Source organism: Mucilaginibacter sp. GW822-FHT03E02 (assembly GCF_058801545.1).
In genome coordinates this window covers 4,000,057-4,023,733 of the sequence record NZ_JBXANJ010000001.1, presented here as the reverse complement: position 1 = coordinate 4,023,733, position 23,677 = coordinate 4,000,057, and the positions used below count along the sequence as shown (strand labels likewise).

General features: G+C 44.3%; 21 protein-coding genes. 7 read left to right on the top strand and 14 right to left on the bottom strand.

The window, feature by feature from the left end; genetic code table 11:
- Positions 1–29: 29 nt before the first annotated feature.
- Positions 30–1,013: a UDP-glucuronic acid decarboxylase family protein gene (locus AC1RM2_RS16810; protein WP_477362386.1), complete on the bottom strand. Its 984-nt coding sequence runs from the start codon at positions 1,011–1,013 to the stop codon at positions 30–32.
- Positions 1,013–2,326, bottom strand: coding sequence for a UDP-glucose dehydrogenase family protein (locus AC1RM2_RS16805; protein WP_492986348.1), 1,314 nt, complete (start codon positions 2,324–2,326; stop codon positions 1,013–1,015). The genes AC1RM2_RS16810 and AC1RM2_RS16805 overlap by 1 nt, the downstream gene beginning before the upstream one ends.
- A gap of 144 nt (positions 2,327–2,470) precedes the next feature.
- Here AC1RM2_RS16805 and AC1RM2_RS16800 point away from each other — a divergent pair, with 144 nt between their 5' ends.
- A complete protein-coding gene (locus AC1RM2_RS16800; protein ID WP_492986347.1) occupies positions 2,471–3,730 on the top strand; it encodes a 3-deoxy-D-manno-octulosonic acid transferase in 1,260 nt (419 codons plus the stop codon).
- A gap of 94 nt (positions 3,731–3,824) precedes the next feature.
- Here AC1RM2_RS16800 and AC1RM2_RS16795 read toward each other — a convergent pair whose 3' ends face one another.
- A complete protein-coding gene (locus AC1RM2_RS16795; RefSeq protein ID WP_492986346.1) occupies positions 3,825–5,726 on the bottom strand; it encodes a beta-N-acetylhexosaminidase in 1,902 nt (633 codons plus the stop codon).
- Positions 5,727–6,184: 458 nt separating this feature from the next.
- On the opposite strand from AC1RM2_RS16795, the gene AC1RM2_RS16790 reads away from it, so the two are divergent.
- Positions 6,185–7,015: a mechanosensitive ion channel family protein gene (locus AC1RM2_RS16790; RefSeq protein ID WP_492986345.1), complete on the top strand. Its 831-nt coding sequence runs from the start codon at positions 6,185–6,187 to the stop codon at positions 7,013–7,015.
- A 276-nt stretch (positions 7,016–7,291) separates the two neighbouring features.
- Here AC1RM2_RS16790 and AC1RM2_RS16785 read toward each other — a convergent pair whose 3' ends face one another.
- Positions 7,292–9,238, bottom strand: coding sequence for a vWA domain-containing protein (locus tag AC1RM2_RS16785; protein WP_492986344.1), 1,947 nt, complete (start codon positions 9,236–9,238; stop codon positions 7,292–7,294).
- 80 nt (positions 9,239–9,318) lie between these two features.
- On the opposite strand from AC1RM2_RS16785, the gene AC1RM2_RS16780 reads away from it, so the two are divergent.
- Both AC1RM2_RS16780 and AC1RM2_RS16775 read left to right on the top strand, forming a co-directional pair.
- The gene (locus AC1RM2_RS16780) at positions 9,319–9,891 is read left to right on the top strand and encodes an RNA polymerase sigma factor (protein ID WP_492986343.1); all 573 of its coding nucleotides are present in this window, start codon (positions 9,319–9,321) and stop codon (positions 9,889–9,891) included.
- Positions 9,881–11,221, top strand: coding sequence for a carboxypeptidase-like regulatory domain-containing protein (locus AC1RM2_RS16775; RefSeq protein WP_492986342.1), 1,341 nt, complete (start codon positions 9,881–9,883; stop codon positions 11,219–11,221). The genes AC1RM2_RS16780 and AC1RM2_RS16775 overlap by 11 nt, the downstream gene beginning before the upstream one ends.
- Positions 11,222–11,265: 44 nt before the next feature.
- Here the strand turns inward: AC1RM2_RS16775 and AC1RM2_RS16770 are convergent, their stop codons facing one another.
- The 10 genes from AC1RM2_RS16770 to AC1RM2_RS16725 all read right to left on the bottom strand — a co-directional run bounded on the left by AC1RM2_RS16770 (position 11,266) and on the right by AC1RM2_RS16725 (position 18,610).
- The gene (locus AC1RM2_RS16770) at positions 11,266–11,580 is read right to left on the bottom strand and encodes a low molecular weight protein tyrosine phosphatase family protein (protein ID WP_492986341.1); all 315 of its coding nucleotides are present in this window, start codon (positions 11,578–11,580) and stop codon (positions 11,266–11,268) included.
- A 7-nt stretch (positions 11,581–11,587) separates the two neighbouring features.
- The gene (locus AC1RM2_RS16765; RefSeq protein WP_492986340.1) at positions 11,588–12,253 is read right to left on the bottom strand and encodes a hypothetical protein; all 666 of its coding nucleotides are present in this window, start codon (positions 12,251–12,253) and stop codon (positions 11,588–11,590) included.
- Positions 12,254–12,273: 20 nt separating this feature from the next.
- Positions 12,274–12,780: a nuclear transport factor 2 family protein gene (locus AC1RM2_RS16760; protein ID WP_492986339.1), complete on the bottom strand. Its 507-nt coding sequence runs from the start codon at positions 12,778–12,780 to the stop codon at positions 12,274–12,276.
- A 103-nt stretch (positions 12,781–12,883) separates the two neighbouring features.
- Positions 12,884–14,179, bottom strand: coding sequence for an amidohydrolase (locus AC1RM2_RS16755; protein ID WP_492986338.1), 1,296 nt, complete (start codon positions 14,177–14,179; stop codon positions 12,884–12,886).
- A 119-nt stretch (positions 14,180–14,298) separates the two neighbouring features.
- Positions 14,299–14,760, bottom strand: a complete 462-nt coding sequence (locus AC1RM2_RS16750) for an FKBP-type peptidyl-prolyl cis-trans isomerase (protein WP_492986337.1) — start codon at positions 14,758–14,760, stop codon at positions 14,299–14,301.
- Between the two features lie 116 nt (positions 14,761–14,876).
- Positions 14,877–15,365: an FKBP-type peptidyl-prolyl cis-trans isomerase gene (locus AC1RM2_RS16745; protein WP_492986336.1), complete on the bottom strand. Its 489-nt coding sequence runs from the start codon at positions 15,363–15,365 to the stop codon at positions 14,877–14,879.
- Between the two features lie 183 nt (positions 15,366–15,548).
- Positions 15,549–16,025: an FKBP-type peptidyl-prolyl cis-trans isomerase gene (locus AC1RM2_RS16740; protein WP_492986335.1), complete on the bottom strand. Its 477-nt coding sequence runs from the start codon at positions 16,023–16,025 to the stop codon at positions 15,549–15,551.
- A 229-nt stretch (positions 16,026–16,254) separates the two neighbouring features.
- Entirely contained in the window at positions 16,255–18,000 is a 1,746-nt protein-coding gene (gene aspS, locus AC1RM2_RS16735) for an aspartate--tRNA ligase (protein WP_492986334.1), read from the bottom strand.
- A 92-nt stretch (positions 18,001–18,092) separates the two neighbouring features.
- On the bottom strand, positions 18,093–18,386 hold the full coding sequence (locus AC1RM2_RS16730; RefSeq protein ID WP_492986333.1) for a type II toxin-antitoxin system RelE/ParE family toxin: 294 nt from the start codon (positions 18,384–18,386) through the stop codon (positions 18,093–18,095).
- Positions 18,359–18,610, bottom strand: a complete 252-nt coding sequence (locus tag AC1RM2_RS16725) for a hypothetical protein (protein WP_492986332.1) — start codon at positions 18,608–18,610, stop codon at positions 18,359–18,361. The genes AC1RM2_RS16730 and AC1RM2_RS16725 overlap by 28 nt, the downstream gene beginning before the upstream one ends.
- A gap of 592 nt (positions 18,611–19,202) precedes the next feature.
- Between AC1RM2_RS16725 and AC1RM2_RS16720 the strand changes: the two genes are divergently transcribed.
- From AC1RM2_RS16720 to AC1RM2_RS16710, 3 genes are all read left to right on the top strand, one after another.
- On the top strand, positions 19,203–21,659 hold the full coding sequence (locus AC1RM2_RS16720; protein WP_492986331.1) for a TonB-dependent receptor: 2,457 nt from the start codon (positions 19,203–19,205) through the stop codon (positions 21,657–21,659).
- A 111-nt stretch (positions 21,660–21,770) separates the two neighbouring features.
- Entirely contained in the window at positions 21,771–22,394 is a 624-nt protein-coding gene (gene pnuC, locus AC1RM2_RS16715) for a nicotinamide riboside transporter PnuC (RefSeq protein WP_492986330.1), read from the top strand.
- 103 nt (positions 22,395–22,497) lie between these two features.
- The gene (locus AC1RM2_RS16710) at positions 22,498–23,589 is read left to right on the top strand and encodes an acyl-CoA dehydrogenase family protein (RefSeq protein ID WP_492986329.1); all 1,092 of its coding nucleotides are present in this window, start codon (positions 22,498–22,500) and stop codon (positions 23,587–23,589) included.
- The last annotated feature ends 88 nt before the right edge of the window (positions 23,590–23,677 follow it).

The following is a 23,677-nucleotide window of genomic DNA, read 5'->3' as shown; positions in this document are numbered from 1 at the left end:
GATATTGTTTGTAGAAAGGACATCCTTTACTACTTATTATAGTAAGTAAAATCCTTATGATTTATTTCGGTTTCGGGCAACGATTTGAAGTAATCCAAAGTGATCTTTAAACCTTCGCTTCTTGATACCTTTGGCTCCCAGCCTAAAATAGCTTTTGCCTTGGTAATATCCGGGCGGCGCTGTTTCGGATCATCGGTAGGCAGCGGCAGGCTAATCAATTCCTGGTCGGTGCCGGTTAATTTGATAATCTCTTCGCCAAATTGTTTTATGGTGATCTCATCCGGGTTACCAATGTTCATAGGCTGTGCATAATCGCTGTGTAACAGGCGGTAAATACCTTCAACCAAATCATCTACATAGCAAAATGACCGGGTTTGCGATCCATCGCCAAACATGGTTAATGATTCGCCCCTTAGCGCCTGCCCAATAAAAGCGGGCAACACGCGGCCGTCGTTCAGCCGCATCCTTGGCCCATAGGTATTAAAAATACGCACGATACGGGTTTCCAAACCGTGGAAGGTATGGTAAGCCATGGTAATAGCTTCCTGGAAACGCTTGGCTTCGTCATAAACACCCCTTGGACCAACCGGGTTTACATTGCCCCAGTATTCCTCGGGCTGCGGGTTTACGTTCGGATCGCCATAAACTTCAGACGTGGATGCAATCAGCATCCTTGCGCCTTTTGACCTTGCCAAACCCAGCAGGTTATGCGTTCCTAATGATCCAACCTTTAAAGTTTGGATAGGGATCTTCAGGTAGTCTATCGGGCTTGCCGGCGAGGCAAAGTGCAGGATATAATGCAACTCGCCCGGAACAAATACAAACTTGGAAACATCATGATTGTAAAATTCAAAATTTTCAAGTTTGAACAGGTGCTGTATATTGCGTAAGTCGCCGGTAATCAAATTATCCATGCCTATTACATGGTAATCTTCTTTAATAAACCTGTCGCAAAGGTGCGAGCCTAAAAAGCCCGCCGCCCCGGTAATTAAAATTCTTTTACGTTCTGTCATTAACTAACTACTTTACGTCCGATGCTGCTGTAATAAAAACCATAATCTTTCATCCTGTCCAGGTCATATAAATTACGTCCGTCAAATATAACAGGCGCGTTTAACTTTTCTTTCATGAAATCAAAATCCGGGGTACGAAAAACCGGCCATTCGGTAACAATCAATAAAGCATCGGCGTTTTCAAGTGCCGAGTACCTGTCTTTAGCATACGCAATTTTATCGCCGAGTAATTTTTTAACATTTGGCATCCCTTCAGGGTCATATGCGGTTACCGTAGCTCCGGCCGCAATAAGGTCATCAATGATGTATAAAGCCGGTGCTTCGCGGATATCATCGGTCTCGGGTTTAAATGCCAATCCCCAAAGAGCGAAGTGTTTGCCTTTCAGCCCGTCAGCCCCATAATACTCGCGCAGCTTAACTACCAAACGCCTTTTTTGTGTTTCGTTAACTTCCATCACCGAGTTCAGGATCTTGAACTCATATTTATTTTCCTCTGCTGCTTTTGAAAGCGCCTGCACATCTTTAGGGAAACAGCTGCCGCCATAGCCAACGCCAGGGAACAGGAAGCGCTTACCTATACGGGCATCGGCACCCACGCCTTTACGCACCATATCCACATCGGCGCCTACCAATTCGCACATGTTGGCAATCTCGTTCATGAAGGTTATTTTGGTGGCCAGGAATGAGTTTGCGGCGTATTTTGTAAGCTCAGACGAGCGTTCATCCATATAAAGGATAGGGTTACCCTGGCGTACGTAAGGGGCATATAAATCGCCCATAATCTGGCGGGCTTTCTCGTCCATGGTACCAATAACTACCCTATCTGGTTTCATAAAATCTTCAACGGCCACACCTTCGCGTAAAAATTCGGGGTTTGATACCACGGCGAATGGCACATCGGTATTGGCTTTTAGCACTGCGGTTACTTTATCAGCTGTACCTACGGGCACAGTTGATTTGGTTACGATAACCTTATACTCGGTAATAAGCTTTGCAATATCTTTTGCGGCACCAAGCACATAGCTCAGGTCGGCAGATCCGTCGGCACCCGGAGGGGTAGGCAAGGCTAAAAATATAACCTTTGCAGGGGCTATAGCTTCGGCAAGGTTGGTGGTAAAGGTTAACCTTTCCTGGTTTATGTTCCTGTTAAATAACAAATCAAGCCCGGGTTCATAAATCGGCATTTCGCCCGCCCGCATCTTGTTCACTTTTTCTTCTACAATGTCAACACATATAACTTCGTTTCCGGTTTCGGCCAGGCAGGTTCCGGTTACCAATCCAACATAGCCTGTTCCGATTACAGCAATTTTCATAGTTTATTTTGTTTTTAAGTGTTTAGTATTTTGTTCCCGGGATAATGTGAAAGCAGACTTTAATAGCACGGGGTTATTAATTATTACAGTATTAGTTTTTGTTGTTAATTTTAACCTTTGCTAAGATACAATTCATACGCTAAAATGATATTATTATATACTATAGGATTACGGCTTTATTTTGTAACCGTTTACATGGCTTCGCTGTTTAATCAAAAAGCAAGCCAATGGATAAACGGCCGGAAAAATCAAAAGCTTATACGTATAGATAGCAGTATTTGGTTTCATTTTGCTTCATTAGGCGAATTTGAGCAGGGCAGGCCGATATTAGAGGCGATAAGGGCCTTATATCCGGGCAAAAAGATAGTGATTTCTTTTTTTTCGCCATCGGGGTACGAGATCAGGAAAAACACACCACTTGCTGATTTTGTGTACTATTTACCATTGGATACGCCCAAAAATGCCAAACAATTTATTGATGCCATACAGCCCGAAATGGCCATTTTTACCAAGTACGAGTATTGGTATCATTTTTTTAAAGAGTCGCATAAAAGACAAATTCCCCTGTACATCATATCGGGAATTTTCAGGCCGAAACAGATTTTTTTTAAATGGTACGGCGGCCTGCATCGCAAAATATTAAGCTTTGTAAGCCAGTTTTTTTTACAGGACGAGGCATCGAAACAGCTATTGCAATCTGTTGGAATAACTAACACCACGGTTAGCGGCGATACCCGCTTTGACAGGGTATGGGCCAATGCCCAACGTCCCAAAGAAATTCCCGATGTTGCCGAATTTATAAACGGCCAAAAAGTTTTTATTGCCGGCAGCACCTGGCCGCAGGACGAAGCCTTGCTTGCCGCCCTACCCGAACTATACCCCGACTGGAAATTTATTTTTGCCCCCCATGAAATTGGCGAAACCAGGATTAATAACCTGGTTAATTTGTTACCTGCAGGATCGGCAATTAAATACTCGGAGATAATTCAAAATTCAAAATTCAAAATTCAAAATTCTGGACCCGCCACCCACTACTCACTACTCGCCACCCTGGTTATCGACAATATCGGCATGCTCTCTTCCTTATATGCTTACGGCAGCATCGCTTATATAGGCGGTGGTTTTGGCGTAGGGATACATAATACATTGGAGGCGGCCGCATTTAGCTTGCCTGTTATCTTTGGTCCTAATTATCAAAAATTCAATGAGGCAAAGGAGCTTATCGCTTTAAAGGCCGGGTTTAGCATCAGTGATGGCAGCCAGCTCAAAGGCATTGTTGATACGTTGGTTAATGACGAAGCTTTTTACAATATTACAAGCAAAAAAGCAGGCGATTATGTAAGGGAGCATACCGGGGCAACCCAGATGATATTAGACCATATCATAACGCTGCCATCCGCCTGATAAGATAAGTCCTTTTATAAACCACATCGCAAAAAAAAGAGACCCGGCTCTTTTCAAAGTCAGGTCTCTTTTTTTACTCGGAATGCTCAGGAAATTACTTCGCCTTCTTTGCCAGATCAGCCAATGGCATGGTTGTCATGCGTCCAATTACTTTTTTACCACGATAGGTTATCACCCTTAATTGCGTTGCATCTTTGGGTGCATCAACAGGAGCAGTGTACTTAGGATAAAAATTATCAGGGAATGAGTTATCAAAACTGTAATAAATATCCAGGCCAGGGGCCTCGCCGGTAAGGGTTATTTTAAGTGTATTATCCGGATTTTTAGTAGCGCTGAACGAAGGGTCGTAAACACTTGGCGCATATTTGGTTTCGGCCTCATCAAAGCGTTCAAAATGTTTTTCAACCTTGCCAAAAAAGTATGGCCAGCTTTTTTTCTCTTTGGGCGACCATACCAGTTCGGCAATGGCCATACCACGCGGCCAGGTCATATACTCGGCCTGGCGTATGTTGTATACCTGCTCTGTCCACAGATTGGCTTGGGCACCTTTTATCAGTTTAGCATCTACACTATCGGGCACCGGCTCATATTCATAAGTTTTGTTCAGGCGTAGTTTGGCATAAACTTTGGTTTCGTTTACATCGCTTTGCATATAATCCAGATAGGCAAATGTTGTTGGGCTCATCACTACATCGTGGCCCATTTTAGCCGCTTCAATACCGCCTTTAACGCCCCGCCAGCTCATTACAGCTGCGTTGGGCCCAAGGCCCCCTTCCAGTATCTCGTCCCATCCCATAAATTTTTTCCCTTTTGATTCTACTATTTTTTCAAGGCGTTTTTCAAAATAGCTTTGTACCTCCTGCTGGGTTTTCAGGTTTTCTTTTACCATCAGCGCCTTAATCGCCTCACTTTGTTCCCAAAAGTTTTTAGCGCACTCATCGCCGCCTACATGGATATATCCAAAGGGGAAAAGCTGGGCAATTTCGGTCATCACCTTATCCAAAAAAACGTATACGTTTTCATTAGCCGGGCAAAGGGTATTATCTACAATGGCGGTGTTATGCGGCCCGTTCCAGTTCATAAAAGGCTCGCCGGAGTTTACTACGTATTTATCGGCACCCGGCGTACATGAAAGTTCAGGATAAGCCACTACTGCTGCAAGGCTATGGCCCGGAACATCAACCTCGGGCAAAATATTTACAAAACGGTCTTTGGCGTACTGTACAAGTTCCTTTATATCTTCCTGGGTATAAAAGCCGCCGTAGGTACGTGGCTCATCAGCAGCCGGCGGGGTAAATGTGCCAAACTGCCCAACTTTTTTTACATTATAAGCGCCCACAGTAGTTAGTTTTGGCAGGCTTTTAATTTCTACACGCCAGCCTTCATCGTCGGTTAAATGCAGGTGCAGCAGGTTAAGCTTGTATTTTACCATGTTATCAATATACTGCTCCACCTCGGCTTTGGTAAAAAAGTGGCGGGCAACATCAAACATCAGGCCCCGCCATTCAAACCTTGGGTAATCGGTTATATCAACCGCAGGGGCTGTCCATTTAACACCTTTCACAAATTCCTTACTTTCTATTTCCTTTGGCAGTAACTGCATAAAAGTTTGCACGCCATAAAATAAACCGGCGGGCGCATTTGCTTTTATCACCACTTTTTTTGCAGTTACCGATAGGTTATAACCTTCGGCACCAATCAGCGGATCATTTTTTTTATTGATAACAAATTTTATGGATGCCGTTGGCGCAACGTTTTTTACAGCTACAGCAGTACCTGCCGCGGTGCCAAGCTTCTTTTTCAGGTAAGCTATAACCGGAGCCACCCCAGGTTGGGTCCCTGTTTCCAACACAACAATTTTGGGCAATACAAATGTGCCCATCTTTTGGGTAACCTTAACAGGCTCGGGGATGATTGACAGGGCATTGTTAGGCGCCTGGCCAAACGACAAGGCGTGCAGGCCACAGCAACCGAGTAACATGATTAATTTTTTCATAAAGAAAACTTAGTTTTTTGAATGCGTTTATAATTGGAAACGTTACGCAAATTATACTTTTTAAATAATATTAAAAAGTGTTGCAGGTAAAAATTGTGTTTCACAACGCAGTGTCCGAAACATCAAAAAATGATGGAACATGGAATGCGAAACGTTTAGTTTATTGACGGTAAGAATTAAGAATGCCCTCTATATTGCAGTATTTTTATGCAATACTACAGTTGCGTTAATGCGGCAATTACATGCCCAATTTAAATCATAAAAAAACTATTTTATAATTAAGTAAAAAAACGACAGGGCAAATTCAATTGGGCTTTACATTAATATTAAGGGGCTGTTAATCTTTAGTTTGCACTGTATTTTTTATTTTTATTATGTACTTTACAAAAGTAAATTAACCTTGCAGGTACCATATAAAAATCATCAAACCAAATTAATCACCCCAAACAATCTTTTTTATGCAAAATGTTTCTTTTTACTCCACAGCAATTTTTGCCTGGTTAAGTACTTTCGGCATCAACTTATTGAGCGCCGCGCTTGTATTGGTTATTGGCCTTTATATTATTAAATGGATAGGCCGGTTGCTTACCGCATCAATGGCAAAAGGAAAAATTGATGTATCGCTCCAATCATTTTTAGGCAGCATCATGACGGCCGGCCTACGGGTTTTACTGTTGATAACGGTAGCCGGCATGCTGGGCATTCAAACAACATCGTTTGTAGCTATTATTGGTGCCTTAGGTTTGGCAGTAGGCCTGGCATTACAAGGCTCATTGGCCAACTTTGCCGGAGGCGTGCTTATCCTGATTTTTAAGCCCTTTAAGATAGGCGACATTATTGATTCGCAGGGCCAAAACGGCGAGGTTATCGAGATCCAGATTTTTAACACCATATTGCTTACACCCGATAACAAAACGGTTATACTGGCAAACGGTGCGGTTTCAAATAATACGGTTGTTAACTACAGCAGGCATGGCAGCATCCGTGTAGATATCTCGCTGGAAATTGAACCACAAAATGATCTGGACTTTGTGCGTAAAATAGCTATAGAAGCATGCCTGAGCCACCCGCTTATTTTAGCACAACCTGCGCCCATTGTAAACGTATTTAAAATAAATGAAGGCAAAATCGGGCTTGGCGTTTGCCCGTTTACTAAGGCCCTGGATTATTGGACAGTGCTTTTTGGCGCCCAGGAGCTTATCAAAAAGGCTTTTGATGAACATAAAATAGGCATTCACTCTCCGCACTTGTTCATTACCCAAGTTCCGGGCGCTACAACTACAGCGTAATTAATTTATAGCGCTTAAGCTTAAGCAGCCATATCAGGTATTGCATAACAAAGCCCGGCAAAAAAACTGCCGGGCTTTTGACTGATATGGTATAGGTATTGATTTTTCAATTGTTTATTGGCATTCCTCCAATGTTGTTAAGTTAGAGAATTACGACCGTTTTAAATATCGAACACCGAATGCCCAATGTCGAATAATGAAGGAAAGAAAAACTTCGGTGTTGGACATTCAAAATTCATTATTCGATATTTAATTGCACTTCTGTTTTTGAGCCCTCTACTCGTCACCTTTTGCGGCAAACTCTGTTTTGCTTAGCAGCTTGGCGCTTTCGGCCAGTTTAATAAATTCGGCGCGGTACCCTTCGGTGTCATCGCCTTTGGCGGCCCGGGCCATTTTAATGGCCTGGTCATACCCGGAATTTTGTTTAAACTTCGAATCGCGCAGCAGCATGCCGATTTCGGCAACAGCGGCGGCAAACCTAAAATCTGTTGATGTCGATTTCAGGTTGATTGGCTCGTCTTTAACCGTAACCTGGCTCAATTTGCTTTTTAACGATGTTGGCTCCTTGTACCTGAATTTGATGGTCATCATTTCATCAGATGCGTTTGAATAGGCAACAGGTTTAGGTTTCTGATATTTTAATGGATCCACGCTGGCCGAATAATCATCTTTTACCCCCGCGGGCACTATTTCATAAAAAGCGGTAACCGTATGCCCCGAGCCCATATCGCCGGCATCTTTTTTATCATCATTAAAATCCTCTTTGGCCAGTACCCGGTTTTCGTAACCAACCAGGCGGTAGGCTTGTACCTTGGCGGGATTAAACTCCACCTGTAGTTTTACATCTTTGGCAATGGTAAATAGGGTGCCACCAAATTCGCTCACCAGGGTTTTGCGGGCTTCGGTAATGTTATCAATATAGGCGTAGTTACCGTTGCCTTTATCGGCCAGGGTTTCCATCTTGCTATCCTTGTAATTACCCATGCCAAAGCCTAAAACCGATAACGAGATACCGCTTTCCCTTTCGTGTTCAATCAGCTTCTGCATATCATCGTCGCTTGATGCGCCTACGTTAAAATCGCCATCGGTAGCTAAAATCACCCGGTTATTGCCATTTTTCATGAAGTTTTGCTTGGCAATCTGGTAAGCAAGCTTAATGCCTTGTCCGCCAGCTGTTGAGCCGCCCGCGCTTAAATTATCAATGGCGTTATTAATGGTTTCCTTTTTATCGCCGCCGGTTGCAGGCAGCACTACGCCCGCCGCGCCGGCGTAAACAACCAGGGTAACCTTATCTTGCGCCCGCAGTTGGTTAACCAGCATTTTTAGTGACGATTGTACCAAAGGCAATTTATTAGGCTCGTTCATTGATCCCGATACATCTATTAAAAATACCAGGTTTGATGCAGGCAGTTTTTCGGTAGGTACCGTCCTTGCTTTAAGGCCTATACGCAGCAGGCGGTGTTTGCTGTTCCATGGGGCTGCAGATAGTTCGGTATGGATGGCCACCGGTCCGCCATCTGTTGGCCCCGGCAGGTTGTAGCTGAAGTAGTTTATCATCTCCTCAATCCTCACCGCGTCTGCCGGTGGTAACTGGCCGTTATTGATAAATCGCCTAACGTTGCCGTACGATGCCGCATCCACATCAACAGAAAATGTCGAGAGCGGCTCGGCCGATACCGCTTTGAAACCATTTTCTTCGATGCCTTTGTAACTTTCATCGGTAACTACCGGGGCAGGCATTTTAAAATCGGCATTAGCCGAATAACCGTAGACCGCAGATACTTTCTCTGCTGCTACAAGGCCGGATGCTTTGCCAATTAAGCCTTTTGCCTTGTATGATTTTGTAGATATAGTAGTCACACTTCCTGTAATTTCCCTCCGTTTTTGTACTCCATAACCTGTTACCACAACCTCACTTAGTTGGTTTGAACTTGCATGAAGGTAAATTTTCAACACTTTGCCTTTACCTGCTTTTACATCCTGTGTGGTATAACCAATAAAGCTGAAGGTAAGTACGGCGTTGTCGTCGGGTACAATAATAGAATAGTTGCCTTTGGCATCGGTTTGTGTTCCAAAACCGGAGCCCTTAAGCAAAACCGATACTCCCGGTATCGCTAAACTATCTTTGCTATCATATACGGTTCCGCTAATGCGGTGGCTGCTGTTCGGCTTAAACCCAGTTAAACCGGCAAACAATAAAATAATTAAAACTAACTTTTTCATCCCTGGTTGTTTTTTAATAAGGATGCAGGCGGCGGATAATTTCCATAAACCGTTAAAAAAATTTATTTTGCACCTTTTTAATGACCAATTTTATTAAACCAGGCAAAACAGGCACATCAACGGATGACGAACTGCTTAACATTTACCGTAAAAACGGCGATGTTGCGGTTTTAGGACAACTATATGAACGATATATGGGCCTGGTTTACGGTGTATGTTTAAAATACCTGAAAGATGAAGATGGCGCTAAAGATGCCGTAATGGGCATTTTTGAAGAACTGGTAGATAAAGTTAAAAAGCACGACATCAGCATATTCAGGAACTGGCTTTATGTATTGGGGCGCAATTATTGCTTAATGCAGTTAAGGGCCGGTAAAAAACTGGATGTAATTAATTTAGATGATGTTATGGAATTTACGCCATTACTGCATCATGACGACAATAACCGCGAAGAAGCCTATAAAGCTTTGGAGCAGTGCATTGATAAACTGGCCGGTGCCCAAAAACAAAGCATCGATTTGTTTTATTTACAAGAAAAGTGCTACAAAGAAATTGCCGAAGTAACAGGTTTTAGCCTGAACGAGGTAAAAAGCTATATACAAAACGGCAAACGCAATCTTAAAATTTGCCTGGAGAAGAGCAGTGAACACTAAAAAGGCCGACATATTGCAAGTTAGAAAGTACCTAAACGGGGAACTTGATGCCAAAGCTATGCACCGGCTGGAACACGATGCCCTTGATGACCCTTTTTTAATGGATGCGCTGGAGGGTTTTGAACAAGCCCCTAAAAACCAGCAAGCCAACCTTGCCGACCTTACCGCAAGGCTACAGCAACGTACCGAACAAAAGAAAGGCCGTGTGATATCATGGCAGGTATGGTCAATAGCGGCATCGGTTCTTATTGTGCTTACCATTGGCGGCTTGTGGATAAAAAGGACCTCGCCGGAACAAACAAAGCAACTGGCCGAATTACAAAAAGATAAAACACAGGTTGTCAATAAAGATACCGTGGCAACGCCGCCGCCTCATTCCACGCAGGAAACCCTAATGGCAAATAATGCGGCAAAACAACCCGTTTTAACCAGTGCCGACAAGCCGTTTACTCCCCGGAAATACACTGCCGGTAAATCGGTTTATCAACAGGAAATATCAGCCGACGATAATAAAAGCACCGCGCCTGCCGGGGATGTATTAAAGAAAGTCCCCCAGGTTACCGAACCGGCTGTCGAGCCTAAGCAAGAAAACAGCTCCATAAGCGAAATGGTGGTGATGAATTATAACGACAACAAAGCGAAAGCGGATAGCCTTGCGCTGCTTGCTAAAAAGGCCCGTGAAAAGGCATCCAAGCCCATTGAATCTAAACTAATGGGGAATATTGGCGGTTTGCAGGTAGTTACCTCTAAAGATGCCAAAACCCAGTTTGGCTATAGCAGTATAAATGGTGTTATAGTTGGCAAAGGTGATAACATGCCGGTTGTTGGGGCGGCCATACGCATTTCGGGCACCAATAAGAGTACTGTGACCGATGTAAATGGTTACTTTAGCATGCCGGTTACCCAAAATAAAGAAACGCTTGATATTGCATCCATAGGCTACCAGCCAAGGCAGGTGAGTGTAAAACGCGGCGATAGCCTTAAAGTAGTACTTAACCCGGATAATGACGCCCTTGCCGAAGTAACAGTTGCAGGAACCGATAAAGTATCAAAAACAGTTGCAGCACATCCGCAAGGTGAAATGGCAGGCTTAAAAAAATACCTGCAGGCAAACGCTATCGTGCCCGAAGGTGATGCCACCGGAACAGTATCGGTGCTATTCACCGTGAATACCGATGGTTCTTTAAGCGATTTCAAGATCAAAAAAAGCCTTTCGGCCATTGCCGATCAAAAGGCTATCGACCTGATTAAAGCTGGCCCAACCTGGGTAGGCAACAGCAATGGCAAACCAGAACAGGTTACCGTTAAGGTTAAATTCGCTACGAAATAGAATCAGGAGTCAAGAATCAAGACAAAAAAAATTCATATTTGATTTTATAGGTATCCGCTTAAAACAGTCCTTAATATTTCTATCAGTTCGGGGTCGTTAAATTGATAATTATCTTCAATATCCAGCACTTTTACCTGCTTGCCGCTTAGTTCCAGGCGTTGGCTCAGCAGCTGTTTATGCCTGCGCTCCATTACAAATATAACATCGGCCCGGTCAATCATTTTTTGGGTTACCCGGATACGGGCCGTGGCACCGATACCTGCCGAGTGGGCGGTATGTTCCGGATGGTTTTTAAACAGCAACTCGGCTGTAGGGCTGCGCCATTGGTTTTTACTGCAGATGAAAAGAAGGTTGGCCAATGGTAATTTAATTTCCGGTAAATGCCGGTGCTATGCGGTAAATAATGGCAAGTACAAAAACAGCTATGGATAAGTAAAAAATCCATTTCCCTTGCTTACGGTCGCTTTCATTGTAACCGTAAACCTGTTCGCCATCGGGGAGCGTTTTTTTGTATGTAGACAAGTGCCAACCTATAAAAACTCCTAACACACCACCCGCCAATGCAAATATGTAGCCCACAACTATCCATCCGCTTTGCGGCGGATCGGTTGCCCTTAGTTCTTCCAGGCGTTCGGTTTTAAGGTCGGTGAGTGTTTTTTCATTGATGGTAACACCACGTTCAAGCAATATTTTGCGGGCCAGCTGGTAATCAAAAGGGCTCCACTCATCGGCTTTTGCAAGCACATCTGTCAGTTCGGCATTGGTAAAGCCAAATAAATAATGATCCTTATCCACCTGGTTTACATTTTCCTGCTCTTTATCATTCAACAGCTGGTTTGCACGCTCAAAATCTTCGGGTTTTATTTTAATAGAGTATTCAACAGTTAAATTGGCGGCCCTGAAAGCTGGATCAAATACCGCACTGCTTTCCTTAACGTCGTATTCAATACCCGCTTCTTCAAGCACATCTACAAGGGCGTTGGCCAGGGCGGCATCATTAAAATGCTTATACTGGATTAATTCAGATTCCATAAGGTATGTTCAGGTTTAAATTACAATCCGTTTTTGGGTACCCAGGCCTGGCTTTTAATGAGCCATTTCCCGCTTACGTAACGAAACACGAAGGAAAACGCCCCTTCTTCGTTAAATGGGTCGCCGTTTACGGTGCCGGTGTATTCAACGGGTACAATCAGGTAGGCTACTTCTTCGGTTTGCTGAAAAATTTTGATCTTTTTTATGTTTACGGCAAAGTCGTGGATTTTAAAATCCTTAACCGCTTTTTGTACCGAATTTACCCACTGTACGCCGGCCAGCTGCCCGTTCCATGAATAAGGTTGCTGCTCGTCGGTAACAACAGCATTGGGGGCATAAACATCAGTAACCTTATCAATATCAAATGTAAAAGATGCTTTTAAAACCGTATTGATGGTTTGCAAAACCTCGGGGTTAATTTTCTTTACGGTATCTTCGGCGGCCATATCCGCAGCAATGGTTTTTTGGCTTGTTATTAAAATTAATAACAAGCTTGTGTACACCATTGTTAATATGCTTTTCCTCATCTTATGCTGTTAAAAATTGCTGCCCATGCGCTTTTTGGGCTTATAAAGTTAAGCATCAATCATCTATTTAAAGATAAATATCTTTTTAAATAGTAAACCATCCTTACTTCCCTTTAGCATTCATATAATCAAGCGTTAAATTGCACAATGCTTTTACACCCAGGGCAAAGCCATTTTCGTCGATATAAAAATCGGGCGTATGGTGCGATGGGGCTTTAAGCGGGTCGGCACCTTTGGGCATCCCACCTAAAAAAATGAACATACCGGGTACTTTTTCCTGGTAAAAGCTAAAATCTTCGGCCCCGGTAACAGGTGGCTTTAACATCACATTCTTGGCTCCTGCTGTTTTTTGCAGGCTGGGCAGCATCTGCTGTGTAAGCGCCGGATCGTTATAAGTAACCGGGTAATGGCTGCTGTACGGAATCTTTACCTCGGCAGTAGCGCCTTGTGCTTCAGCCGTTTTTGTTGCTATTTGTTTAACCCGCTCAACCAGCATTTTTTCATCGGCGGCTGTAAATGAACGCAGGGTACCCAGCATTTCAACGCTCTCGGGGATAATGTTCGACCGGTTACCACCTTTGATGGCGCCAATGGTTACCACTGCCGGGTTTTCGGTTATGTTTATATTACGGCTTACTATAGTTTGCAGGTTGTTGATAATCTCGGCCGAAACCACAATCGGGTCAACGCTCGACCATGGATAGGCCCCATGTGCCGACCGCCCTTTTACGATAATCTGCATATCGTTAACGCCTGCCATTGTACCTCCGGGGCGATAGGTTATTTTACCAACCTCGGTTTGCGAATTAATGTGCAGGCCAAATACTACATCAACTTTGGGGTTTTCAAGCACGCCTTCCTTCACCATTTCTTCGGCGCCGCCTTTCTGGCCGGGTTCTACCCCTTCTTCGGCGGGCTGAAAAATAAATTTAACAGTTCCGTGCAACTCGTTTTTCATGCCCGAGAGCACCTGCGCCACACCCATCAAAATAGCCATGTGCGAATCATGCCCGCAGGCATGCATTACGCCAACCTCCTGGCCGTTATACGTGGTTTTTACCTTTGATGCAAAAGGCACATCTGTACGCTCAACAACCGGCAAACCATCCATATCTGCCCGTAAGGCAACTACCGGGCCTGGCTTGCCACCTTTTAAAATGCCGACAACCCCGGTTGTAGCTACGCCCGTTTGCACCTGGATACCCAATGATTGCAGGTGTTTGGCAATAATTGCCGAAGTACGCACTTCGTGGTTGCCCAGTTCGGGGTGTTCATGAAAATCGCGGCGCCAGGCTATTACCTGGTCTTTAAGGGCATCGGCTTTAGTACTTACCTGACTTTGCTGGGCAAATACCTGTGTTGTAAACAACAAAAAAAAGGGAGCGATGCGTAATTTCATAGGCGCAAGTTTTGAACCGTTAATATAAGAACAAAACGCCGGATAATTTAATGTGCCGGTTTGAATTTGAGGCTGATGTCTTTTCAATTCAAAATTATTGTATCCCTGGTATCAGCCGGTTATTTTACCCCAGTTAAGTCAATATCAAAAATAAGCACCGAATTTGCCGGGATAGGCCCTAACGATGCCCCGCCATAGCCCAAAGCCGATGGCACAAACAGCACAATATTACCACCTGCTTTTATATGTGGTATACCTATTTGCCATCCCTTTACCAGCGCCGCCAATGGCGAAGAGTAACCATTTGCCGAATCAAATGGCGGCCCGTTAAGCAGCTTACCACGGTAATTTACCGTAACCGTTGAATTGATGGTTGCCACGGCGCCCGTGCCCGGCTTAACTACCTGGTAGTACAGGCCCGACGAATCTTTCACGGCCTTTACAACCGGGTTATTGGAAAGATAAACCCGGATAAGCGAATCATCAATACGGGCTTGTTTAACAGCATCCACCGGCGGTGCGGTTTTGCATGATGCAAAAGCAAATACGATGGCGAAGACAACTAATATGGTATTTTTCATGATGAAAGAAATAATATCCCTTTTTGAAATGGGCGATAAAACCGCGGAAATATAATAAATAATAAAGGCCCGGAAAGCGTGTTTCGGGCCTTTATATTCGTTATATCATGTCTCTTTCAATCGGTGTTCGATGTAGACAACAGGTCGATTGTAAATAGCAATACAGAATTGGCAGGTATAGCGCCGACGTTAACGTTTCCATAGCCATAGCGCGATGGTATGATAAGCAGGATACGGCCACCGGCGGCAACATGAGGCAGGCCAATCTGCCATCCGGATATCAGGTTTCCTAAAACCGACGTAAAATTGGTAGCCTTGTCAAACTGCGTGCCGCTAAGCAAACTACCTGTGTAATTCACCGTAACAGTTGCGCTAACTTTTGGGAATGAACCTGTGCCAGCCGTTAAAACCTGGTAATAAACGCCCGATGTATCTTTTAAAGCGTGTATATCGGTATGTGCTGCCAGGTAAGCTTGTATAGTGGCATCATCCGTTACAGCCTGCTCAGCCGGCGTTACAATTGGTGTATTGTTGGCATCGCTTGTTTTAAGACACGAGGATAGAACGACTAAAGGGAATAGAATTAAAAGTAAAAGTTTTTTCATTTTCATACAGATCAGTTAACATTAATAGGGTTAAAAACACTAAACGCTGCAAATTGTGAAAACGTATTCAGGCAAGTATTTCCATTTCAGCAAATACACAAGAGTAAATATACAATCCAAATCAATTTAAGCCGGCACAGGCAGGGATATTTTTTTACTCATCCCCCCGTAAAAACTGTAGCGCTAATTGGCTACCGCGGTTAAATTGACAGAAAATATCAGGACAGAATTTGCAGGAATAATGCCGGCCTGCGCATTACCATAAGCGTAGCGCGATGGTGTAATTATCAGCATTTGCCCGCCTGTTTTAAGGTATGGCAATGCAATTTGCCACGCAGGTATCAAGCCATTTAGTTTGTACACCAGGTTTGTGCTTGAATCAAAAATAGTTCCATTGGTTAACTTACCGGTATAAGCCGCCGATATTGTACTTGTTAAGGCCGGGGTAGCGCCTGTACCCTGCGTAATTATCTGGTAGTAAACACCGGTTGTATCTTTTACCGCATGAATTTCGGTATGTGCTGCCAGGTAAGCCTGGATGGTTGCCTCATCGGTAGCAGCCTGTTTAGCGCTATCAAAAGGCACCACATCATTATTCGATTTCAGGCACGATGAAAACATAGCAACGGGCAATAACAGTAACAGTAGAATTTTTTTCATTTTTATTCAGATCAGTTTAGTGCCTATACGGCGTAACTACCATAAACGCTACAATTAAAAAAACCTATACAAGCTATCGCTTTTAAACATCTCCAATAAAAAGGATAGCTTATTTCACGCAAAGACGGTAAGAAGCAAAGACGCAAAGAGATTTGCTTATTTTTCTTAGCTTCCTGGCGTCTTTGCGCGAGAAAAAATAACCGACTAATATCAAACCTGATATTGTAGCTTATACTGTTGTTTTAATATTAAGCTCTTTAAGCTGTGTATCGGCAATGGTTGACGGCGAATCGATCATCACATCCCTGCCCGAATTGTTTTTAGGGAATGCAATCACGTCGCGGATAGAATCCAATCCGGCAAAAATAGATACCAGCCTATCAAACCCAAGGGCTAAGCCACCATGCGGCGGTGCGCCATATTCAAAGGCATCCATCAAAAAGCCAAATTGTTTTTGCGCCTCTTCGGGCGAAAAGCCCAGGTGCTTAAACATCAATGACTGCATGGCGCGGTCATGGATCCTGATAGACCCGCCGCCAACTTCGGTACCGTTAATAACCAGGTCATACGCGTTGGCGCGTACCGCTCCCGGATCAGTATCCAGCAAGGCAATATCTTCCGGCTTTGGCGAGGTGAAAGGGTGGTGCATGGCATGGTAACGTTCGGTTTCTTCGTCCCACTCCAGCAGCGGAAAATCAAGCACCCAAAGCGGCGCGAATTTATTTTTATCGCGCAGGCCTAAACGGCTACCCATTTCAAGGCGCAATTCGTTAAGTTGTTTGCGTACTTTATCGGCATTGCCGGCCAATACCAGCATTAAATCGCCGCGTTCGGCTTCAAATGCGGCGGCCCAGTTGGTCAGCTCATCCTCGCTGTAAAATTTATCAACCGATGATTTCAAAGTACCATCTTCGTTATAACGGCAATATATCATGCCGGTTACGCCAATTTGCGGGCGTTTTAACCATTCGGTAATTTCATCCAGTTGCTTGCGGGTATAACTGGCACAACTTTTGGCGTTGATACCCACAACCAATTCGGCGTTGTCAAAAACACCAAAGCCTTTACCTTTTACTACATCATTCAATTCCACAAACTCCATCCCAAATCTTACATCCGGTTTATCAGAACCGTAAAGGCGCATAGCGTCGGCATATTGCATCCGCGGAAAATCGCCCAGGTCGATACCTTTGACGGTAGTAAACAGGTGGCGGGTAAGACCCTCAAAAATATTCAGGATATCCTCCTGGGTAATAAACGATAGCTCACAGTCAATTTGCGTAAATTCTGGCTGGCGGTCGGCACGCAGGTCCTCATCCCTGAAACATTTCACAATCTGGAAATAACGGTCGAACCCGCTTACCATCAGCAATTGCTTAAATGTTTGCGGCGATTGCGGTAAAGCGTAAAACTCGCCCGGGTTCATGCGGCTTGGCACCACAAAATCGCGTGCTCCTTCCGGAGTCGATTTAATCAGTACCGGGGTTTCTACTTCCAAAAAATCAATATCGCTTAAATAACGGCGTATTTCCTGTGCCATTTTGTGGCGAAGGATAAGGTTATTACGAACAGGCGCACGGCGCAAATCAAGGTAACGGTATTTGGCACGCAGCTCTTCGCCACCATCAGTTTCGTCTTCTATCAGGAACGGCGGAATTTTAGCCGCGTTCAATATCTCGATACCGGCAACGGCAATTTCAATTTCGCCGGTTGGTATTTTTGTGTTTTTGTTTGACCGTTCCAGCACCTTGCCGGTAACCTGTATCACAAACTCACGGCCAAGCTCGCGGCTTTTTTCGCGTAGCAGGGCATCAGTATCTGTATTAAAAACAAGTTGGGTTAAACCATAACGGTCTCGCACATCAATAAATGTGGTACCGCCCAAATCGCGCGATTTTTGTACCCAGCCGCACAATGTAACTGATTGGCCTAAGTTGCTGATATTTAATTCGCCGCAGGTATGAGTTCTTAGCATAACAATATTTATAAAAGTTTGCAAAAGTACGTTTTTGAGGTGAAAGGAGAAAGGTAAAAGGAGAAAGGTGGAAAATACGGTGCGATTGGTATTTATAATTTGAATTTTTTAGGATTCCGGCGGCTATCCCAAATGGTTAAGACATCAATCGCTTTTGCAGAAATGCGATAATATAATAGATAGTCCCGAACTATTTTTATTCTAACTGACGGATTCTTGGTAGACTTTCCCGAGTCTGGGAGCTCGGCAAGCGCTTCAACTTTTTTTATAAATAGCTTATTAAGCTTGTTACTGTAAACTGTTGATTTATTTCTATTCGCCCAGTATTCTAATATTGCTATCCTATCACGATCAGCCCTTACCGACCATCGAATTTCTTTAGCCATTCGTCTGCTCGTCTATTTGATTCTTCATGGGTCAGGTATTGGCCGTTATCTATTTGTTCTATGCCTTCGTTTACCGCAGCTATTTCCTCCTGGCTTAATTGATAAACGCCGCTAATTTCATCTTCCATCTCTGTAATCATCAATAACTCTCTTAGCAAATCCATGTTATCGGTATTTCTTATTGTGGCTATCAACTTCTTTTTTATCTCTGTATCGGTTAACATAGCAATGGTCTTTATCCAAATTTACAAATAACATTTTAAAAATCAGAAATGAAAGCGCGGCTCTTCAGGGAAATCGCGTTTAAGATTTCATGGTAAACTATATTGTGCTATACAGGTACAAATGGTATCATGTTATTAGATTTTTCGCGCAAAGTCGCTAAGCCGCAAAGGAAAAATAAGCAAATCACTTTGCGTCTCTGCGTCTTTGCGCGAAATAAATCTTATAAACTTTAAACGCGATTTCACTGGAGGGCTTTCCGGACTTCCCGACTTTTTTTGACTTTCCGACTAAAAAACTATCTTTGCCCCATAATTCTCAAGGGGTGCCTTGCTTTGGTATAACCAAAAACGAACTGCAGAGCGTTTTTAACCAAACTGAAAGACAGGCTGAGATCAAACCCATTGTTTGAGTCTTAAGTTCCGAGTTTAAAGTTCTAAGTCTTTTATTGACTTCCGACTACAGACTTCCGACTACAGACTTAAACATGCACCTGATCCGGGTAATGCCGGCGTAGGGAGAGGTAACAAGTTAAGTGTACTGCCATTGTACCCTGGTGAGCAGATGGTTTAACTAATTTTTAGTTTAAAAATTTTGAAAAATGTATTCGTGGCTATCATGGCCCTGCTGCTGCCTGTTTTGGCATCGGCCCAACTTTCCATATCCGGAAAAGTAACCAATCAATCGGGCGAAGCACTGCCCGGTGCAACCATCACCCTTACAAATCCGGCCAGAAGCGCCATAGCAGATGCATCGGGCAAATATCAGCTTAATGATGTTAAGCCAGGCAAATATCAGCTTAATGCCAGCTTTATTGGTTACCAAACCATCAGTAAAAATATCGTTTTAGCAGCCAGCCAGGTTATTAACTTATCCCTGAGCAATGGCACTTTCGCGGCCGAGGAAGTGACTATCAGCGCTACCCGTGCGGTTAAAAACTCGCCAACGGCATTTACCAACCTCAGCAAAAAGGATTTAGCAAAAAACAACTTCGGGCAGGATTTGCCTTACCTGCTTAGCCTAACCCCATCGGTTGTTACCACATCCGATGCAGGCGCGGGCATTGGCTACACCGGTATCCGCATCCGTGGCTCTGATAATACCCGGGTTAACGTTACTATCAACGGTATCCCCCTAAATGATGCCGAAAGCCAGGGATCATACTTTATCGACCTTCCCGACCTGGCCTCGTCGGTTGATAATATCCAGGTGCAGCGCGGTGTAGGTACCTCAACCAATGGCGCGGGCGCGTTTGGCGGTAGTATCAACATCCAGACAACCACCCGCCGTGATACCGCTTATGCCGAGATCAATACTTCGGCCGGCTCCTACGGTTCTATCAAAAACACGGTTAATGCCGGTACCGGTTTATTGGATGGGCATTTCAGTTTAGATGGACGTTTATCGCGCATCCACTCCAACGGCTATATTGACAGGGCTACGTCCGATTTAAAGTCCCTTTACTTAAGCGCTGCCTGGTATGGCAAAAACAGCACCATCAGGGCCAACGTAATATCGGGCCACGAGCGTACTTACCAGGCCTGGAACGGTATTGCCGATTATGTTATTGGCGATAATACCCGCAAGGACAACCGCACTTATAACGAACTTGGCCTGATGGACGATGCCGGTAATTTTTATAAAGACCAGGTAGATGATTACCTGCAAAACCACTACCAGTTACTGTACGATCAGAAGATAAGCAGTAAGCTATCTTTTAGCGGCGCATTGCATTACACCAAGGGCAAGGGGTACTATGAGGAGTATCGCCGGCAGGATGCTGTAGCCAATTATGGCTTAAACCCGGTAATTATTGGTACCGATACCATTAACAATACCGACCTGGCACGCCGCCGCTGGCTTGATAACGAATTTTATGGTGTTACTTATGCCTTAAAATATCAGCCCCAAAGTAACCTGAACATGACCCTGGGCGGCGCTTACAATCAATACTCCGGTGCGCACTATGGCAATGTAATTTATACCAAAGAAAGCGCCGGGATAGGCCCCAACTATGAATATTACCGCGATAATGCCAAAAAGAACGACTTTAATATTTTTTACCGCGCCGAGTGGCATTTAAACAAGGTTTTACTTTATGCCGATGCACAGTACCGCCATATTTACTATAGCTTTTATGGGATAGACAGGAACTTACAAGATGCACAACAAAGTGTTGAACTTAACTTTTTTAACCCTAAAATAGGTATTACTTACCAGCTTAATGAGCAAAACAATGTATACGCATCATTTGCTGTAGGCAATCATGAGCCAAACCGCGATGATTACGTAAACTCTACCCCGCAAGCCAGGCCAAAAGCCGAAAACCTAAAGGATTTTGAAGCGGGCTACCGCACTGTTGGCAAAATTTTTAGCGGCGGCATTAATGGTTTTTATATGTTGTATAAAAACCAGCTGATATTAACCGGGGCGCTTAACGACGTGGGCAGCGCTATACGCACCAACGTTCCGGATAGTTACCGTGCGGGTGTAGAATTGGATGGCAAAGTACGCTTAACCAGCCAGCTTAACTGGGGGATAACCGCTACCTGGAGCGCCAACAAGATCAAAAACTACCACCAGTTTTTCTCTAATTACGATGACGGCACTTTGGTTGAAGAATCATTTAAAAAAACAACCATTGCTTATTCGCCATCGCTTACCGGGGCCAGCATCATCAGCTATAGCCCGGTTAAAGGCGGCGAGATTGCTTTTATCAGCAAGTACGTAAGCAAACAGTATTTAGATAATACCATGAACCAAAACCCGGCAGGCTTTAATATAGCGCCGGATAACCAAAGCAACCCGTACGCTGCCAACCGTTACCTTAAAAGCTATTTCACCAGCGATGTAAGGCTGCGTTATAACTTCAGCATCAGCTCGGTTAAAAACATTGGTTTGGGCTTGCAGGTTAATAATGTTTTCAGCAAAAAGTATGAGGCTAACGGCGCTACATACCCGGATATTGAAGGCGGCAACATGGTAAACTACAATTACTATTTTCCGCAGGCGCCGCGCAATTTTATGGCGATGCTGAGTTTGAATTTTTGATACACACGAATGGTCTCGAATTGGGGCGAATTTCACGAATCTGGGCGAATATTCTGCCTGGGGTGGATTAGCAATACGGATTATTAAATTACATTAGTTAAAAACGCGTTTATGCATGATTTAATAAAGCTTTTTATTGATCAGATAAAGGAAACCACCTGGGTGCAATGGCTTGCCGTTGCCCTGGGTGTTGCAGAAGTTTTGCTGGCGCGAAAAAACAACATCTGGCTTTATCCGGCCGGTATTTTGGGCACCGCTATTGCTATTTATTTATTGCTGGATGTAGGCTTGTACGCCGAATCGATACTGAATGGCTATTATGTGATCATGAGTGTTTACGGCTGGTGGTATTGGATAAAACGGCGCAACGAGCCCCCTGTAGAAATTTCGTGGAGCACCAAAAACGAATGGGCGATAAGCATTGCCATATCTGTTATTGGCTGGGTGTTTTTTTATGTGCTGCTCAAAAACCTGCCTGCTAAATATTTTACGCCATCAAACGTACCTGTTTGGGATGCATTGATATCGTCAACTGCCTGGGCGGGCATGTGGCTTCTGGCCCGCCGAAAAATAGAGAACTGGATTTTTTTAAACATATCAAACCTGTTTGCCGTACCCATCCTGTTTTACAAACACCTGCCCATGTTTGCGCTGCTTACCATATTTTTATTTGTAGTAGCCATTTTTGGGTACTTTGACTGGAAGCGAAAATTAGATTTGAGATATGAGACGTGAGATTTGAGATTGATCAATCTTGCGTGTTGGTCGTAACTAAACTAATAATTTCGCCAGTCTTTTTCGGTCTCAAATCTCATATCTAACATCTCAAATCTATCTCATGCCCCATCCATCATACTTACTAAAGCCCGAATGGGTAAAAACAATCAGGGACGCTACGGCGGAGGCCGAAAAACTGGCCATGCTGCACCCTGATCAATTGAAACTGGTTTATGAGCAGGGTTGGTTTAAATTCCTGGTGCCGAAAGCTTATTCGGGCCTGCAACTGCCTTTGCCCGATATGGTGCGGCTTGAAGAAAGCCTGGCCTGGGCCAACGGCAGTTTGGGCTGGGTGGTTACCCTTTGCAGTGGTGCGGGCTGGTTCGGCGGGTTTTTATCGGCAGATATCGCCCCGGAATTATTGAACAATCCGGCATTATGCCTGGCAGGCAGCGGCGCATCAACAGGAACGGCAACTATTACCAATGGCGGCTACATCATTAATGGTACCTGGAAATATGCCAGCGGCGCGCACCATGCCACCCATATAACAGCCAACTGCATCATCAAAAATGGCAACGAATCTGTTTTAGACGCCGAAGGAAACGAACTGGTATTACCTTTTATTTTTGATAAAAAAGATGTGGAGGTTTTCCCCGCCTGGAAATATATCGGCATGATGGCCACCGGCAGCGATGCCTACAAAGTGAGCAACCTTTTTGTTAAAGCCGACAGGTGTTTTAAAATTGATCCGGAGTATGCCGTAATCAACGAGCCTTTATACAAATATCCCTTTTTACAATTAGCCGAGGCTACACTGGCGGCAAATATATCGGGCATGGCCGTGCACTTCCTTGACTTGTGCGCGCCGCTGTTTGATGAAAAACAGTTAGGCAAACGGCAACCCGGCAACCATCGCGATGCCACCAAACAACTACTGGATGAACTTACCATCAACCTAAATACAACCCGTGCCGAATTTTACGAGGCCGTTGACGCTTCCTGGCAGAGTGGCTTAACAGGCCCCGCCGGGTATTTGAACGAGGTGAGTACTACCAGCCGCAAGCTGGCCAAAACTGCGCGGGAAAGTGTAGATGAGCTATACCCTTACTGCGGCCTCCAAGCCGCCAACCCCGATACTGATATAAGCCAGGTATGGCGCGATTTGCATACCGCAAGCCAGCATAGTTTATTGAATAGCATCGCCGGGTAAATCACTATTTGGATATTTTTTCCATTTATCCTTAAAAAATGCCGCTATTTTTTGGTTCAAACACAAATACGCCGCCCGAAAGTTTTCT